This window comes from Micromonospora sp. NPDC049004, from assembly GCF_040649315.1.
Taxonomy (GTDB): Bacteria; Actinomycetota; Actinomycetes; order Mycobacteriales; family Micromonosporaceae; genus Micromonospora.
In genome coordinates this window covers 301,113-316,283 of sequence record NZ_JBEZFG010000007.1, presented here as the reverse complement: position 1 = coordinate 316,283, position 15,171 = coordinate 301,113, and the positions used below count along the sequence as shown (strand labels likewise).

The following is a 15,171-nucleotide window of genomic DNA, read 5'->3' as shown; positions in this document are numbered from 1 at the left end:
GCATGTCGGCCGCACTGATCGCCCCGACGGCGGTGGCCCACGCCGAGCCGTCCCCCGCCGACCTGACCCACCGGATCGAGACCTCCTCGGCCGAGTTGGAACGGATCGTGGAGTCCTACAACAAGCTCACCGAGGACATCAAAGTCAACAAGACCGCGGTGGCCCGATTACAGGCCCGCATCGGCCCTCTGGAACAGCAGGCCGAGCAGAGCCGCGCCGACGTCGCGGCACTCGCCAACACCGCGTACAAGAGCGGTGGCCTGAGTACGGCGGACGCGCTGCTGCGTCCCGGCGGCTCCGTCGCTCTGCTCGACCGGCTCGGCACCCTCGATCAGCTGACCCGCCAGCGCCAGGAGCGCATCTCCGGCTTCACCGCGAACCAGCGGCGGCTGCTCGACGAGAAGACACGCCTGGACGCCACGCTGGCCCGGCAGGCCGCCCAGGCCCGCGAGCTGGCGGCGGGCAAGAAGCGCATCGAGAGTGACCTGGCCGACCTGTACGAGCTGCGCCGGCAGGCGTACGGGGCCGCCACCGAGCGACCCGCGCCCAAGGCGGCGGAGGCCGAGGCCAGGAACGTGCCGGCAGTGGCCGGGGACGCCGGCGCGGCGGTGCGCTACGCCTTCGGGGCGATCGGCAAGCCATACGTCTGGGCCGGCGACGGGCCGAACGGCTACGACTGTTCCGGACTGACCCTCGCGGCCTGGCGGGCGGCCGGCAGGTCGCTGCCGCACAGCGCACGGCTGCAGTGGGGAGCGGTCGCCCACATCGGTCGGGGTGACCTGCGGCCGGGAGACCTGATCTTCTACAGCGGGCTCGGGCACGTCGCTCTGTACGTGGGCGACGGTCAGGTCATCGACGCGCCGAGCGCCGGTCGCAACGTGCTCAAACGCGGCATGAACATGATGTCCATCCACGGCTACGGCCGGGTCCGCTAGCCCGACCCAGTGACGGCGAACGGCCGGCGTCCCCCTATCGGACGCCGGCCGTTCGCCGTCATTACTACCAGGTCAGGCTGCCTGCAGCCCCTCTGCCCGGGCCAGCTCGCGGAGCCGGCCGAGGGCCTGGATCTCCAGCTGCCGGATCCGCTCGCGGGACAGCGAGAAGCGGGACGCGACCTCGGTCAGCGAGTGCTCGCGGCCGTCCTCCAGCCCGTAGCGGGCCCGCATGATGCCCGCGGACCGGTCGTCGAGGTGGTTGAGCAACCCCTCGATGCGCTGCCGCTCCAGCCCGCTGAGGACGATGTCCTCCGGCGACGGCGCGTCGCTGTCGGCGACCAGGTCGCCGAGGTTCGTGTCGCCGTCGTCGCCCACCGGGGTGTCCAGCGAGACGGTGTCCTGCGACCAGCGGCGCAACTCGTTGACCCGCTCGACGGTGACGCCGAGCGACGCCGCGATCTGCTCCGGCTCCGGGTCGCTGCCCAGCTCACGGGTGAGCTGCCGGGTCACGTTGCGCATCCGGTTGACGTCCTCCACCAGGTGCACCGGCAGACGGACGGTGCGCTCCTGCTGGGCGATCGCCCGGCTGATGGCCTGGCGGATCCACCAGGTGGCGTAGGTGGAGAACTTGTAGCCACGCTCGTAGTCGAACTTCTCGACCGCCCGGACGAGGCCGGTGTTGCCCTCCTGGATCAGGTCCAGCATGGGCATGCCCGAGCGCACGTAACGACGCGCGATCGACACGACCAGTCGCAGGTTGGCGCGGATGAAGAGGTCCTTCGCGCGCTCACCCTCGACGACCAGCCGCTCCAGGTCGGCCCGGTCGACACCGTCGGGGACGGCGTCCTCGCCGAGCAGGTGCTCCGCGTAGAGGCCGGCCTCGATCGCCTTGGAGAGATCGACCTCCTTGGCGGCGTCCAGCAGTGGCGTCCGGGAGATCTCGTGCAGGTAGACGCCGACCAGGTCGCGCTCCTCGGCAACCTCGTCGGTGCGCATGCCGATGTTCTTGTCCACGTTGCCCACGGTCCCCTCGCTCGCGCCGGTTGCCCGGTTCCTTGCCATTCCCCACGTCCGGTCAGCCCCTGGTAACTTCTGCTGTGCCCACCGTCGCTGACACCTACACAACAGATGAGACGTGTCGGGGATTCCATGTCGTGAGTCGAAAGTGTCACGAATGCCTGAGTAGTTGCTGAGAGCACGGTCCATGTTTGCTGTCAGCACCCGTCGGGTGGCTCGCCGCTGGGCACCTCGAACGGGTTGGTGGGTCGACGAATCGCTGATCGCCCGCACCATGGCAACACCGCCCGCTGTGCCGGCACAGCGACCCGGGTCACCTCCGTGCTGCGATCCTGGTCACTGCCAGATACGCAGCGATGGAGCCGTCGGTTCATCCACGGGGGTGTTATTACCCCCCGCCCCGATGAACAATCCGGAGCCCCGTTCGCTTCCCGGGCGGTACGGGCTAGGAGGCGAGCAGGGCGAGAGCCCCGCGAACCTGGTCGGCGGAGCGCGCCAGGGCGGCTCGGGCGGCCGCCACCTCGGCTCCGGAGACCAGTGAGACCAGCGCCGTCTTCAGGTCGCCGTCGGCCTCGTTGAGGGCCCGCCGGGAGACCTCCTCCGAGCAGCCGGTCGCCTCGACCAGGATCGAGATCATTCGTCCCCGGAGCTTCGCGTTGGTGGCCACCATATCGATCATGAGGTTCGAGTAGACCCGACCCAGGCGCACCATGACGGCGGTCGAGAACGTGTTCAGCACCAGTTTCTGCGCGGTGCCCGCCTTCATCCGGGTCGACCCGGTGACCACCTCGGGTCCGGTGTCCACCCCGATGAACACGTCGACCGACCGGGCGGCCTCCGCCTCCGGATTGGCGCACAGCAGCACCGTCGAGGCGCCCGCGGCGCGGGACGCGGCGAGCGCCCCGAGGACGTACGGGGTGCGTCCGCTGGCCGCCAGACCGACCACCAGGTCACCGGCGCGCACACAACCGGCAGCCTCGTCCGCCCCGTTCCGGTCGTCGTCCTCGGCGTCCTCCACGGCCCGCCACATGGCGTCCGGGCCGCCGGCCAGATGGGCGCAGAACCAGTGCCGGGGCGAGTTGAAGGTGGGAGCCAGCTCGGCCGCGTCGAGCACGCCCAGCCGGCCGGAGGTGCCGGCCCCGAAGTAGTGCACCCGGTGCCCGCCGCGCAACGCCGCCACCGCCAGGTCGACTGTGGTGGCGATCTCGTCGAGCACCGCGGCGACAGCCGCCGGCACCCGCCGGTCGGCCTCGTTGATCACGGTGAGCACGTCCCGGGTCGACATCAGGTCGAGGTCCGCGCTGAGGGGGTTGCGCCGTTCGGTGGGTGCGCCCACCCGGACCGTCGGGCGGGCTGGCGGTGCTGACATGTCTTCGTCCGGCTCCACCGAACCGGGCGTCATGCCCGCCTCCGACTGGCACCCACCCGGTGCGACTGAACCGCCTCGGCGGTCGCCTCCAGGGCCTTGCGGGCCCGGGACCGGTTGCGGGCGGCCACCCCGACGAAGAGGCAGTCGACGACGGTGAGCTGGGCGAGCCGGCTGGCCGTCGCTCCGGAGCGGTAGGTGGTCTCGCGGGCCGCGGTCGTCAGCACGAAGTCCGCGACCTCGGTGATCGGCGAGCGCGGGAAGTTGGTCAGCGCCACGGTGACCGCGCCCCGCGTCCGGGCCTGCTCCAGCACCTCGATGACGTCGGAGGTGCTGCCGGTGTGCGAGATGCCGACCGCGACGTCACCGCGGCCGAGCAGGGCGGCCGACGTCAACGCGGTGTGCACGTCCGGGAAGTAGAAGGCGATCCGCCCGATGCGGTGCAGCTTCTGCTGAAAGTCGGAGGCGACGAAGCCGCTGGCGCCGGCGCCGTAGATGTCGATCCGGCCCGCGCCCGCGATCGCCTCGACCACCTGCTCGCAGACGGCCGGGTCGAGCTGCTCGGCGGTCTCCTCGACGGCTCGGGCGTCATTGAACGCGATGGTGGCGATGATCTGGGCGAGGTCCGCGCCGGGCGGGATGTCGCCGCCGACGACCCGGGCGTCCGGCGGCTCGATGCGGCGGGCGGCCTCGGCTGCCAGCCGGATCCGCAGCTGTGGATAGCCGTCCATGCCTACCGATCGGCAGAACCGGATGACTGTCGCCTCCGACGTCTCCGCTGCGGTGGCGAGGTCGGTGATGGTCCGCCGGGCGGCAGCGGCCGGATCGGACACGACCAGCCGGGCGACCCGCTGCTCGGCGGGCGACAGCGATGGCAACAGCCCGCTGATGTGGACGATCAGCCCACCAGGCTCGTGACTCGCAGAAATCTTCGGACTCTTCGCCACGGATGAAACTTACTTTCACGAGGCGTGAGCGTCAACCATGACCACATGTAGTGGGAAAAGTGTCGACGACCGGGATCACGCGTTCCGCCCAGCCTGCCACTCCTGGAGAATCGCCGCCTCATCCGCCGGGTCGAGTCCACCTTGCCGTACGGCGTCGGGCCGCGCTGTCATCCAGGACACTGTCGCCCGAACGGTGTCGGACAACTGACGGACCGTCAGACCCGCGTCCAGTGCCGGCCGGGCGTCCCGGTCCATCAGGCCAGCCGACTCCGGCAGCCGCACCCAGAGCGGCAACGCCCGCTCCCCCGACCATTCGCGTACGTCGTGGGCCGACAGGAAGTCCTGATCGATCCAGGTGAGGCGCGCGTCGGTGGCACCCAGACCGGCCGCCACACCGGTCAGCAGATCGGCGCGGGACATCGCCGGGCCGATGCCGTCGTACGTGCCGGCGAGGCGGGAGTCGGCGGCGTGCAGCAGCCAGCCGGCCAGGTCGGCGACGTCCACGAACTGCACCCGGTCGGTCGGCCGTCCGGGCGCGAGAACCTCCCCGCCGCGCGCCAACCGGCGCACCCAGTACGGGAAGCGGTCGCTCGGGTCCTCCGCGCCGACGATCAGCCCCGCCCGGCAGATGAACGACGGCCGCGCGCCCCTCAGTTCGCGGACCAGCCGCTCGATGCTGACCTTGCACTCGCCGTACCAGCGGTGGTCCGGGCCGACCGGAGCGTCCACGTCCGGCGGGGCGGGCGACAGCAGCGGCGCGTCCGCAGCGGTCTGACCCGGGGTGGTGTTGTCCGCGTACACCGAGATCGTGGACACGAACGACCAGTGGCCGACGTGGTCGGCAAGCGCGGCGAGCGCGTGCCGGGCATGGCTGACCTGGCGGGTCACGTCCACCACCGCGTCGAACCCGGCGCCGGCGAGCGGCACCAGCGCCTCGGGGTCGTCGCGGTCGACCGGCACGAACCGCGCACCGGTCGGCACGACACCTGACACGCCCCGAGCCGCGCAGGTCACGTCGTGGCCCTGCGCCACGGCGAGCCGGGCCACCGCCCGGCCGAGAAACCGGGTGCCACCGAGAATCAGGATCCGCATCCGCCGATCCTGCGCCGAGGCCGACCAGAAAGACGAATCCCTCTGCTCTCGGCAGACAGCACCCCGCTCGGTGGACGCGTTAGCGTGTGGCGCATGGCGGAGCGCAGCGTGGTGGTGACCGGAGGCACGGGTGGGCTCGGCGGGGCGGTCGTCGCCTCGTTCGTCGAGGCGGGCTGGCGGGTGGTCGTACCGCAGCGGGCCGCCCGGCCCGGCTCGGAGCCGGCGGCGGACGGGGTGGTCCCGCTCGTCGCGGACCTGACCGATCCGGCCGGCGCGGCCCGCGTCGTCGAGGCCGCCGTCGGCGACCCCGCGGCGCCGCTGCGGGCGGTGGTCAACCTCGTCGGCGGGTACGCGAGCGGTGGCCTGGTGCACGAGACACCTGTCGAGGAGTTCGAGCGGATGCTCACCGTCAACCTGCGACCCACCTACCTGGTCACCCAGGCCGCGCTGCCGCACCTGGTCGCGGCCGGTGGCGGCGCGGTGGTGTGCGTCTCGGCCCGTGCGGCCCTCACCCCGTTCGCCGGAGCGGCCGGCTACGTCACGGCCAAGGCTGCGGTGTTGGCGTTCGCCAACGCGGTGGCGGTCGAATACCGCTCCCGCAACGTGCGCTGCAACACCGTGCTGCCCAGCGTCATCGACACCCCGGCGAACCGGGCCGCGCAGCCCGACGCCGACCACTCCCGCTGGGTCACGCCTGCCGAGATCGCGCCGGTGATCCGCTTCCTCGCCTCGACGGACTCCGCGCCGACCACCGGGGCCAGCGTTCCGGTCTACGGACGCGCCTGAACGAGCAGGGACGCGACCTCGCCGCGCCCGGTGCGCTCCTGCGGCGGCGCGGCGGGCGGGGGCGCCGGCTGCGCCGACGCGGGCGGGGACGCCGGGTGCGGCTCGTCGGGGGGCGGCGGTCCCTCCGCCGCTGCACCTGTGGGATCCGGGCGGACGTCCGAGCGCAGCCAGGTCGCCAGGTGCGCCTGGATCTGCTCGGTCACCTCCTCGGTCGAGCGGCCCGCGTCGACGAGGACGAAGCTCGGGAACTCGGGCAGGGTCCGATAGGCGGTGTCCGCCGCCGTGAGCCAACCCATCGACTCGTGGTCGGTGCCGCGCTCCTCGATGCGCTGGTACGCCACGGCCGGGTCGACGGCGAGCAGGAAGGTCACCTGGGGCATCGGAAACAGCCGGTAGCCGGCCCGGGCCAGACGCTCCCAGCGGTGCCCGCCGTGCGCGCGGATGCTGGCGTACTGGCAGGCCGAGTAGCGGTCCATCACCGCCGTGCGGCCGGTGAGCAGGCAACTGAGCAGGGCCACGGCGATGGCGAGCCAGCGCAGCACGGACTCCACCGCGAGCACGCCGTCGCGCCCGACGAGCCGCTGGGCGTCCGGGAGGCCGAGCCGGTGCGCGACGCGGCCGAGCCAGCGACGCCCGCTGGCGTTGCGGCGGTACGTCGCGGGGCGGCCGGCGGCGGTCAGCGCGTCGGCGAGCCGGTGTGCCTGCGTGGTCTTGCCCGAGCCGTCGATGCCGATCAGGGCGACGGTGCGCAATCGGGCTCGGCCGCGTCGCATCCCCGATGATCTGGCCACCCTCGACAGAATATCCGACCGATGCTTGCGCGCCGCGCTGTTTGTGGCCGTTTGTCCCCGTTGGCACCCGAGCGCGACGACAGCAGGTGTGGGCGACCGGAATGCCGGGTACGGGAGTTCGAATCCAACCGCCTGTCCACCAACACGACCGACGGGAGATCCAGATGGCTGAGCGCGGGGACGAGAGTCTGGTGCACACCCTCAAGAAGGTCGCCGCCGTGCTCAAGCAGTCCGAGATCCCGTTCGCCCTGGGCGGCAGCTTCGCCGTCTACGCCCACGGCGGCCACTCGAGCGACCACGACGTCGACTTCCTGATCCGCGAGGCCGACGTCGAGCGGTCCCTGGAGGCGCTCGTGGCAGCGGGCTTCCGCGCCGAGCGGCCGCCGGAGGACTGGCTGGTCAAGGTCTTCGACGACGGGCGGATGGTGGATCTGATCCACCGGCCGATCGAGACGCCGGTGACCGAGGAGACGTTCGCCGACACCGTCGTGCGGCCGGTGGACGCCATCCACATGCCGGTCCTCTCCGCCACCCAGCTCATGGTGCACAAGCTGCTGAGCTTCTCCCAGCACTACTGCGACTTCGCCCGCGGCCTGCCACTGGCCCGGTCGCTGCGGGAGCAGATCGACTGGGAACGGGTACGCAAGGAGACGCAGCACTCGCCGTACGCCGAGGCGTTCCTGGTGCTGCTGGACCGGCTGGAGGTGGTGCCGGAGCCCGGCACCACGGCAGGAGAGGAGACACCGTGACGAGCGATCAGGCCGGTGGCGCGGCGCCACCCGACGAGTACGTCGAAGCGGAGATCCAACGGCTGCTCACCGAGGATCCGGCTGTCGCCGAACAGGGGATCACCGTCATCCGCCGGGAGGACACCCTCGTGCTGTACGGCGAGGTGGAGAGTGCGCACCGGCGGGAGGAGATCCTGCGCCGGGTGGCGGAGCGCTTCCCGGACGTGCCGATCTCCAGCGACATCGGTGTGATCCGCGCCCAGGCGCCCACGGAGATCGAGCAACTGCCCTGAGGGAGGTTTCATGGTGATCCGGATCGCCGCCGTGGGCGACGTGCATCTGGACGAGGACGTGGTCGGCCGGTTCCGCCCGGCACTGGAGGAGCTGCCGGAGTGCGCCGACGTGCTGCTGCTGGCCGGCGACCTGACCCGGCACGGCACCGAGGCCGAGGCGCGCTGCGTGGCGCAGGAGTTCGGCGGGTTGGCCGTGCCGGTGGTGACCGTGCTGGGCAACCACGACCACCAGTGTGACCAGGTGCCGCAGGTCGTGAAGGTGCTTGAGGACGCGGGCATCACCGTGCTGGAGGGCGACGGCGTGGTGCTGGACTGCGCGGGCGGCCGGCTCGGCATCGCCGGCGTGAAGGGCTTCGGCGGAGGGTTCGCCGGCCGGTGCGCGAGCGACTTCGGCGAGCCGGAGATGAAGTCGTTCGTCCGGACCACCAACGAGAGCGCGGAGCGCCTCGGTGCGGCCCTGCGCTCCCTGGACTGCGACATGCTCGTCGCGCTGACCCACTATTCGCCAGTCCCGGACACGTTGGTCGGTGAGCCGCTGGAGATCTACCCGTTCCTGGGGTCGTACCAGCTCGGGCAGGCGATCGACTCGGCGCCCACGGCGCTGGCCGTGCACGGGCACGCCCACGCCGGCACCGAGCGCGGCACCACCCCTGGAGGCGTCCGCGTCCGCAATGTGGCGCACCCGGTGATCAAGCAGGCGTACAGCGTCTTTCATGTCGGGGATCAACTCGACACCGACCAGGTTTCCCCGATCGGAGGGTCGGGTAGTCAGAGGTCATGGAGCTGATTCTCTGGATTCTCGCAGTCGTACTCGTGGTCGCCGGCATCCTCGCGCTGTTCCGCCGGCAGATCCTGTGGGGCATCGTCCTCATCGTCGTCGGGCTGTTGGTCGGCCCGGGTGGTGTCAGCATCTTCAATTGACGTTCGCACCCTCTGACAACTCATCGGAACACCGGGACCCGTCGGGGTCGCCGCGACCGGAGCTTCGTCCTCCCGACAGAAGCACCGGCCGCGGCGGCCCCGGCGCTGCTGTGTGGGTTTGACCCGACGGTCGAGCGGCAATATCTCGACCATGGAGACATCTCGCGAGGCACGGCCCACGTCCGGCCGACGGTCGCGCTGGGCGCTCGCCGGCTTCGCGGCGGCGGTCTTCGTCGCGGCCGCGATCGGCGGACTGGGTGTGCAGGGCACCACCGACGAGTACGCGAGCCTGCGACAGCCGGGCTGGGCACCGCCGTCCTGGCTCTTCGGCCCGGTCTGGACGGTGCTCTACGCGCTGATCGCCCTGGCCGGCTGGCTGGTGTGGCGTCGGGTCGGCTTCTCCCCCGCGCTCTGGGCGTGGACCGCGCAACTCGTCCTGAACGCCATCTGGACGCCGCTGTTCTTCGGCGCGGGGCGGTACGGGCTGGCGTTCGCCGAGATCGTGGTGATGTGGCTGGCGATCGGCCTCACCGTGGCGCTCTTCGCCCGGGTGTCCCGGGTCGCGACCGCGCTGCTGCTGCCGTACTGGGCGTGGGTCACGTTCGCCGCCGCGCTCAACCTGGCGATCTGGCGGCTGAACACCTGACCGGCGAGGCCCCCGGCAGGCGCTCGCCTACCGGGGACCACCGTGCGCCTGCGTTCAGCAGCGGGGGATGCCCGGGATGTAGCCGTCGTAACCGGTGTAGACGTACGCGTCGGCGATGAAGCGCCCGCTGCCGATGCGGTCCCAGATCGAGCTGGTGCCGTACGTGCCGGTGACCGTGGTGCCGCTGATCTGGCAGGCGATTGTCACCCGGGTGCCGTCGGCGACGGTGCCGACCGAGGCGTAGCCCGTGCCCGGGCCGGAGCGGACGGTCAGCGGCGTGCCACTGGTGTCGACCGTGGCGTTGCCGGTGCCCGACGAGCAGCCGTTGTTGCTGGTGTAGGTCTTGGTGCCCCAGTACAGGGCCAAAGTGCCGTTGAACCTGACCTTGATGTCGCTGCCGTTGAGGCGCTGCTCGTAGTGCAGGTGCGGGCCGGTGGATCCGCCGGTGCTGCCCACCCAGCCGATCACCTTGCCGTAGCCGACGGTCTGCCCCACCGAGACGTTGAAGCCCTGGAGGTGGGCGTAGTAGGTCGTGTAGCCGCCACCGTGGTCGATCCGGACGTACTTGCCGTAACTGGTGCCACCGAGGTCGGTCACCCGGTCGACCGTACCGGGGGCGCTGGCCACCACCGGGTCGCCGACGTCGTCGGTGCGGTTGAAGTCGACCGCGTTCGCCGGGCTGTGATCCGACCGGGTCTGCCCCGACCAGGACTGGCCGCACGGGAACGGCACCTTGAAGGTCGGCGCGGCCAGCGCCGGGCTCGCCGGCGCGAGGACTCCCCCGACGAGCAGGCCCGTCACCAGCAGGCTGATCCACCGCTTACGCATCCAGCTCCTCCTATGTTCAAAACCTTCGATGAGGTGGCCTCAGCCTGACAGATATCGCCAATCTTCGAAAGAGGCGGGATTCCCGACTGGGAGCGCGCCCAACCAGCGGCCACGAGGTTTCGGGATTGTTACTCGCTCGTGTCTGACAGGGGGTGGACCAGACCGGATGCAAGCGCTTACATGTGTGCACGCCCAATCGGACCGGCGAGGGTCACCAGCGGAGACCACGCCGGCTAGGAAGGAGGACGGCATGGCGGTCTTTACCAGACCACGCCAGGCCTTCGTGATCGCCGGTGTGCTCGGGCTGGCGCTCAGCGCCACCGCTTGCGGTACCGGTGACGACAAGAAGAGCGACAAGGCGGGCTCCGCGGAGTGCGCCCCATACGAGAAGTACCAGGGCAACGACGGCAAGAAGGTCTCCATCTACGCGTCCATCCGTGACGCCGAGGCCGACCTGCTCGAGCGCTCGTGGTCGCAGTTCACCGACTGCACCGGCATCGAGATCGCGTACGAGGGCAGCGGCGAGTTCGAGGCCCAGCTCCCCGTGCGGGTCGACGGCGGCAACGCGCCCGACATCGCCTTCGTGCCCCAGCCGGGCCTCGTGAAGCGGTTCGCGGACGCCGGCAAGCTGAAGTCCCTCGGCGCCGACACCAAGGCCCTGGCCGAGCAGAACATGCCGGCCGACTGGCTGAAGTACGGCACCGTGAACGGGACGCTCTACGGCGTGCCGCTCGGCGCCAACGTCAAGTCCTTCGTCTGGTACTCGCCCAAGACGTTCAAGGAGAAGGGCTGGGAGGTTCCGACCACCTGGGACCAGCTCATCGCCCTGAGCGACAAGATCGCCGCCAGTGGCATGAAGCCGTGGTGCGCGGGCGTCGAGTCCGGTGACGCCACCGGCTGGCCGGCCACCGACTGGATCGAGGACGTCCTCCTGCGTACGGCGGGCGCCGAGGTCTACGACCAGTGGACCACCCACCAGATCCCGTTCAACGACCCGAAGATCGTCGACGCGGTCGACCGCGCCGGCAGCATCCTCAAGAACGAGAAGTACGTCAACGGCGGCTTCGGCGGCGTCAAGAGCATCACCACCACCGCCTTCCAGGAGGCGGGCCTGCCGGTGACCACCGGCAAGTGCGCCATGCACCGACAGGCGTCGTTCTACGCCAACCAGTTCCCCGAGGGCACCAAGGTGGCCGAGGACGGCGACGCGTTCGCCTTCTACTTCCCGGCCATCGACGCGGCCAAGGGCAAGCCGGTGCTGGGCGCGGGCGAGTTCGTCGTCGCCTACGCCGACCGTCCCGAGGTGCAGGCGGTGCAGACCTACCTGGCCTCCGCCGAGTACGTGAACAGCCGCGCGAAGCTCGGCAACTGGGTCACGGCGAACAACAAGCTGGACATCGCCAACGTCGCCAGCCCGATCGACAAGCTCTCCGTCCAGCTCCTGCAGGACAAGACCGGCGTCTTCCGCTTCGACGGATCCGACCTGATGCCGGCCGCCGTCGGCGCGGGAACGTTCTGGAAGGGCATGGTCGACTGGCTGAACGGCAAGGCGACCGCCCCGGTGCTCCAGGGCATCGAGAGCAGCTGGCCTAAGTGATCCCGGCGGTGGCCCGGTCCGCGAGCGCGGACCGGGCCACCGGCCGAGGTGGACCCGGAAGGGAGGGTTGATGGAGTTCGACTTCGCCGACGAGCAGCCGAAGCTCCTCATGCTGATGTACGGGCTGGTCGCCTTCGTGCTGGTGGTGGGTGGTCTACTCCTGCTGCTCGACGCGGTGCCGGCCTGGTTCGCCCGGCGACGGGAGGCGCAGCTCGTCGCCGCCTCGGCGAGTGGAGCTCCCCTCCCCCGCCGAACGCGGCCACGGGAGGGAATCTTCGCGTTCTTCTTCCTGCTGCCCACGCTGTTGCTGCTCGCCATCGGCCTGGTCGTGCCGGCCATCCGCACTCTGCTGCTCTCCCTGATGAACAGGACCAGCACGGAGTGGGTGGGGCTGGACAACTTCGGCTGGATGTTCTCCGACGACTCGATCGTCCGAGTCCTGATCAACACCCTGGTCTGGGTGCTCCTGGTCCCCCTGGTGGCGACCGGGTTCGGCCTGATCTACGCCGTGCTGGTGGACAAGGCCCGGTTCGAGGCAGTGGCCAAGTCGCTGATCTTCCTGCCGATGGCCATCTCCTTCGTCGGCGCGAGCATCATCTGGAAGTTCATCTACGCGTACCGCGGCGACGGCGACCAGATCGGCCTGCTCAACCAGATCGTCGTCAGCCTCGGTGGTGAGCCCAAGCAGTGGCTGCTCGAATCACCCCTGAACACGCTGCTGCTGATCGTCATCATGATCTGGATCCAGGCCGGCTTCGCCATGGTGGTGCTCTCCGCCGCGATCAAGGCCATCCCCGGTGACATCGTCGAAGCCGCCCGGCTGGACGGTGTCAGCCCGTGGCAGATGTTCTGGCAGATCACCCTGCCGAGCATCCGGCCGGCGCTGATCGTCGTGGTGGTGACCCTCACGATCGCCACGCTCAAGGTCTTCGACATCGTCCGGACCTCGACGAACGGCAACTACGACACGAGTGTGATCGCCAACGAGATGTACAACCAGGCGTTCCGGTACGGCGAGAACGGGCGGGGTTCCGCGCTCGCGGTCTTCCTCTTCATCCTGGTCATCCCGGTCGTGATCTACCAGATCCGTAACCTCCGTCAACAGCGGGAGGGCAGATGACCACCGCAACGCCCACCGTCGCCGTCGGCGCACAGCAGACCGAGGGCACTCCGACCACCACTGCCGGCCGGGTCCGCAAGCGCCTGAACAGCCGCACCGCGACGCTCGTCTCGATCGTCATCGCGCTGGTCTGGACCATTCCGACCTTCGGTCTGTTCGTCTCCTCCCTCCGCCCGGAGGACGAGATCAAGACGACCGGCTGGTGGACGGCGTTCACCAACCCGCAGTTCACGTTCGAGAACTACCAGCAGGTCCTGTTCGGGCGGTCCTCGTCGTCGGGGCAGCTCGCCAGCTACTTCATCAACTCGCTGGCGATCACCATCCCGTCCGTGCTGTTCCCCCTGGCCTTCGCATCCCTGGCCGCGTACGCGCTGGCGTGGATCAACTTCCGCGGACGGGACTGGCTCTACATCGGGATCTTCGCGTTGCAGATCGTCCCGCTGCAGATGGCCCTGGTGCCGTTGCTGAAGTTCTTCTCCACAGGCGTCACCCTCGGCGGCGTCACCCTGATGCCGGCCTGGGACCTGGTCGACGAACAGAAGTTCGCCCAGGTGTGGTTCGCGCACACCTGCTTCGCGCTTCCGTTCGCGGTCTTCCTGCTGCACAACTTCATTTCGCAACTCCCCGGAGACCTGATGGAGGCGGCCCGGGTCGACGGGGCCACCCACCCGAAGATCTTCCGGACCATCGTGCTGCCGCTGATCACCCCGGCCCTGGCCGCGTTCGGCATCTTCCAGTTCCTCTGGGTCTGGAACGACCTGCTGGTCGCGCTGATCTTCGCCGGTGGCGGCAACGAGACCGCCCCGCTCACGGTCCGTCTGGCCGAGATGGCCGGTACGCGGGGCAACGAGTGGCAGCGACTGACCGCCGGAGCGTTCGTCTCGATCGTTGTTCCGCTCGTCGTATTCCTGTCCCTGCAGCGCTTCTTCGTGCGAGGTCTGCTCGCCGGCAGCGTCAAGGGCTGACCCGTCTGCCCGCCGCCGCCCGGCCCCTGAAGGCGGCGGCGGGCGAGGGGTATCGAGCGGGGGAACCGTGACGAAGATTGATGATGTGGCTCGGTTGGCCGGGGTCTCCACGGCAACCGTCTCGCGGGCCCTACGCGGGCTGCCGACGGTCTCGGCCGCCACCCGACGCCGAGTCCTCGCCGCCGCCGAGCAGCTCGACTACGCGGTGTCGCCGAGCGCGTCCCGGCTCGCCGGTGGCCGCACCGGCACGGTCGCGGTGGTCGTACCCCGGATCACCCGCTGGTTCTTCAGCACGGTCGTCGAGGCCGTCGAGGAGTATCTGCACCACTCCGGCTACGACCTGCTGCTCTACAACCTGGGCGGTCGGGAGCAGATCCGCCAGCGGGTGCTGCGCACCGCCAACCTGCACAAGCGGGTCGACGCCATGATGCTTGTCGCCACACCGCTGCGCCCGGCGGACCTGACCGCGCTGGCCACCCTGGACCTGCCCGGCGTGACCATCAGCTCGGGTAGCCGGGTGCCCAACTGGCCGTGCGTACGGATCGACGACGTGGCCGCCGCGCGGATGGCCACCCGCCACCTGCTCGACCTCGGCCACCGGCGGATCGCGCACATCTCCGGGGACCCCGACGACGAGCTGGCCTTCACCACCCACCTCGACCGGCGCCGGGGCTACCAGGCGGAGCTGCGGGCCGCCGGCCTGCGACCCGACCCGAGCCTGGACGTCGAATCGTCGTTCACCATCGACGGCGGCAACCGGGCCGCCGCCGAACTGCTGGCCCGCGGTGTTCCGCCGACCGCGATCGTCGCCGCCTGCGACGAGATGGCGATGGGCGCGATGACGGCCCTGCGCGACGCCGGGCTGCGCGTACCGCAGGACGTCAGCGTGGTCGGCATCGACGACCACGACCTCGCCGGCGTGCTCGGGCTCAGCACCGTCGCCCAGCCCGCCGCCGAACAGGGCCGGCTGGCCGCCCGGATGCTGCTCGACCCGCTCGGCGCCCGCAACCTGAGCCCGATCATCGGTCAACGGACCGCCGACGGCGACACGCCGGTGATCCTGCCCACTCGGCTGGTGGTCCGCGAGTCCACCGCGCCGCCGCGGGCACACTGACACATCAACCGCAGCACGACACAGG

At 70.4% G+C, this 15,171-nt stretch carries 17 protein-coding genes; 11 read left to right on the top strand and 6 right to left on the bottom strand.

Annotation, left to right across the window (positions count from 1 at the left end):
* Positions 1-2 precede the first annotated feature (2 nt).
* Entirely contained in the window at positions 3-935 is a 933-nt protein-coding gene (locus AB0B97_RS22540) for a C40 family peptidase (protein WP_234582166.1), read from the top strand.
* Between the two features lie 72 nt (positions 936-1,007).
* Here AB0B97_RS22540 and AB0B97_RS22535 read toward each other — a convergent pair whose 3' ends face one another.
* The 4 genes from AB0B97_RS22535 to AB0B97_RS22520 all read right to left on the bottom strand — a co-directional run bounded on the left by AB0B97_RS22535 (position 1,008) and on the right by AB0B97_RS22520 (position 5,357).
* Positions 1,008-1,997: a sigma-70 family RNA polymerase sigma factor gene (locus tag AB0B97_RS22535; protein WP_083915936.1), complete on the bottom strand. Its 990-nt coding sequence runs from the start codon at positions 1,995-1,997 to the stop codon at positions 1,008-1,010.
* 400 nt (positions 1,998-2,397) lie between these two features.
* Positions 2,398-3,321 (bottom strand): N-acetylmuramic acid 6-phosphate etherase, encoded by a 924-nt coding sequence (gene murQ, locus AB0B97_RS22530; protein WP_234582094.1) that lies wholly within the window; start codon positions 3,319-3,321, stop codon positions 2,398-2,400.
* Positions 3,322-3,350: 29 nt separating this feature from the next.
* Positions 3,351-4,265, bottom strand: coding sequence for a MurR/RpiR family transcriptional regulator (locus tag AB0B97_RS22525; RefSeq protein ID WP_234582093.1), 915 nt, complete (start codon positions 4,263-4,265; stop codon positions 3,351-3,353).
* Positions 4,266-4,340: 75 nt separating this feature from the next.
* Positions 4,341-5,357 carry an NAD-dependent epimerase/dehydratase family protein gene (locus tag AB0B97_RS22520; protein WP_357496101.1) on the bottom strand — a complete coding sequence of 339 codons (1,017 nt, stop codon included), beginning with the start codon at positions 5,355-5,357 and terminating at the stop codon, positions 4,341-4,343.
* 93 nt (positions 5,358-5,450) lie between these two features.
* Between AB0B97_RS22520 and AB0B97_RS22515 the strand changes: the two genes are divergently transcribed.
* Entirely contained in the window at positions 5,451-6,143 is a 693-nt protein-coding gene (locus tag AB0B97_RS22515; RefSeq protein ID WP_357496099.1) for an SDR family NAD(P)-dependent oxidoreductase, read from the top strand.
* Here the strand turns inward: AB0B97_RS22515 and AB0B97_RS22510 are convergent.
* Positions 6,128-6,916: a thymidylate kinase gene (locus AB0B97_RS22510; RefSeq protein ID WP_357496260.1), complete on the bottom strand. Its 789-nt coding sequence runs from the start codon at positions 6,914-6,916 to the stop codon at positions 6,128-6,130. The genes AB0B97_RS22515 and AB0B97_RS22510 overlap by 16 nt on opposite strands.
* Before the next feature lie 5 nt (positions 6,917-6,921).
* Between AB0B97_RS22510 and AB0B97_RS22505 the strand changes: the two genes are divergently transcribed.
* The 5 genes from AB0B97_RS22505 to AB0B97_RS22485 all read left to right on the top strand — a co-directional run bounded on the left by AB0B97_RS22505 (position 6,922) and on the right by AB0B97_RS22485 (position 9,522).
* On the top strand, positions 6,922-7,683 hold the full coding sequence (locus AB0B97_RS22505; protein ID WP_357496097.1) for a nucleotidyltransferase: 762 nt from the start codon (positions 6,922-6,924) through the stop codon (positions 7,681-7,683).
* Positions 7,680-7,955, top strand: a complete 276-nt coding sequence (locus AB0B97_RS22500; RefSeq protein WP_234582088.1) for a hypothetical protein — start codon at positions 7,680-7,682, stop codon at positions 7,953-7,955. The genes AB0B97_RS22505 and AB0B97_RS22500 overlap by 4 nt, the downstream gene beginning before the upstream one ends.
* A gap of 10 nt (positions 7,956-7,965) precedes the next feature.
* Positions 7,966-8,742: a metallophosphoesterase gene (locus AB0B97_RS22495; RefSeq protein WP_234582087.1), complete on the top strand. Its 777-nt coding sequence runs from the start codon at positions 7,966-7,968 to the stop codon at positions 8,740-8,742.
* Positions 8,733-8,876: a GPGG-motif small membrane protein gene (locus tag AB0B97_RS22490; RefSeq protein WP_007464364.1), complete on the top strand. Its 144-nt coding sequence runs from the start codon at positions 8,733-8,735 to the stop codon at positions 8,874-8,876. The genes AB0B97_RS22495 and AB0B97_RS22490 overlap by 10 nt, the downstream gene beginning before the upstream one ends.
* A gap of 151 nt (positions 8,877-9,027) precedes the next feature.
* Positions 9,028-9,522, top strand: coding sequence for a TspO/MBR family protein (locus tag AB0B97_RS22485; RefSeq protein WP_357496094.1), 495 nt, complete (start codon positions 9,028-9,030; stop codon positions 9,520-9,522).
* Positions 9,523-9,576: 54 nt separating this feature from the next.
* On the opposite strand, the gene AB0B97_RS22480 is transcribed toward AB0B97_RS22485, so the two are convergent.
* Positions 9,577-10,350, bottom strand: coding sequence for a peptidoglycan DD-metalloendopeptidase family protein (locus tag AB0B97_RS22480; RefSeq protein WP_357496092.1), 774 nt, complete (start codon positions 10,348-10,350; stop codon positions 9,577-9,579).
* Positions 10,351-10,600: 250 nt separating this feature from the next.
* Here AB0B97_RS22480 and AB0B97_RS22475 point away from each other — a divergent pair, with 250 nt between their 5' ends.
* The 4 genes from AB0B97_RS22475 (at position 10,601) to AB0B97_RS22460 (ending at position 15,146) form a co-directional block, all read left to right on the top strand.
* A complete protein-coding gene (locus tag AB0B97_RS22475) occupies positions 10,601-11,947 on the top strand; it encodes an ABC transporter substrate-binding protein (protein ID WP_234582084.1) in 1,347 nt (448 codons plus the stop codon).
* Between the two features lie 70 nt (positions 11,948-12,017).
* Positions 12,018-13,067 carry a sugar ABC transporter permease gene (locus tag AB0B97_RS22470; RefSeq protein WP_357496090.1) on the top strand — a complete coding sequence of 350 codons (1,050 nt, stop codon included), beginning with the start codon at positions 12,018-12,020 and terminating at the stop codon, positions 13,065-13,067.
* Positions 13,064-14,032, top strand: coding sequence for a carbohydrate ABC transporter permease (locus AB0B97_RS22465; RefSeq protein WP_357496088.1), 969 nt, complete (start codon positions 13,064-13,066; stop codon positions 14,030-14,032). Before AB0B97_RS22470 ends, AB0B97_RS22465 begins: the two co-directional genes overlap by 4 nt.
* Before the next feature lie 67 nt (positions 14,033-14,099).
* The gene (locus AB0B97_RS22460; RefSeq protein ID WP_234582081.1) at positions 14,100-15,146 is read left to right on the top strand and encodes a LacI family DNA-binding transcriptional regulator; all 1,047 of its coding nucleotides are present in this window, start codon (positions 14,100-14,102) and stop codon (positions 15,144-15,146) included.
* The last annotated feature ends 25 nt before the right edge of the window (positions 15,147-15,171 follow it).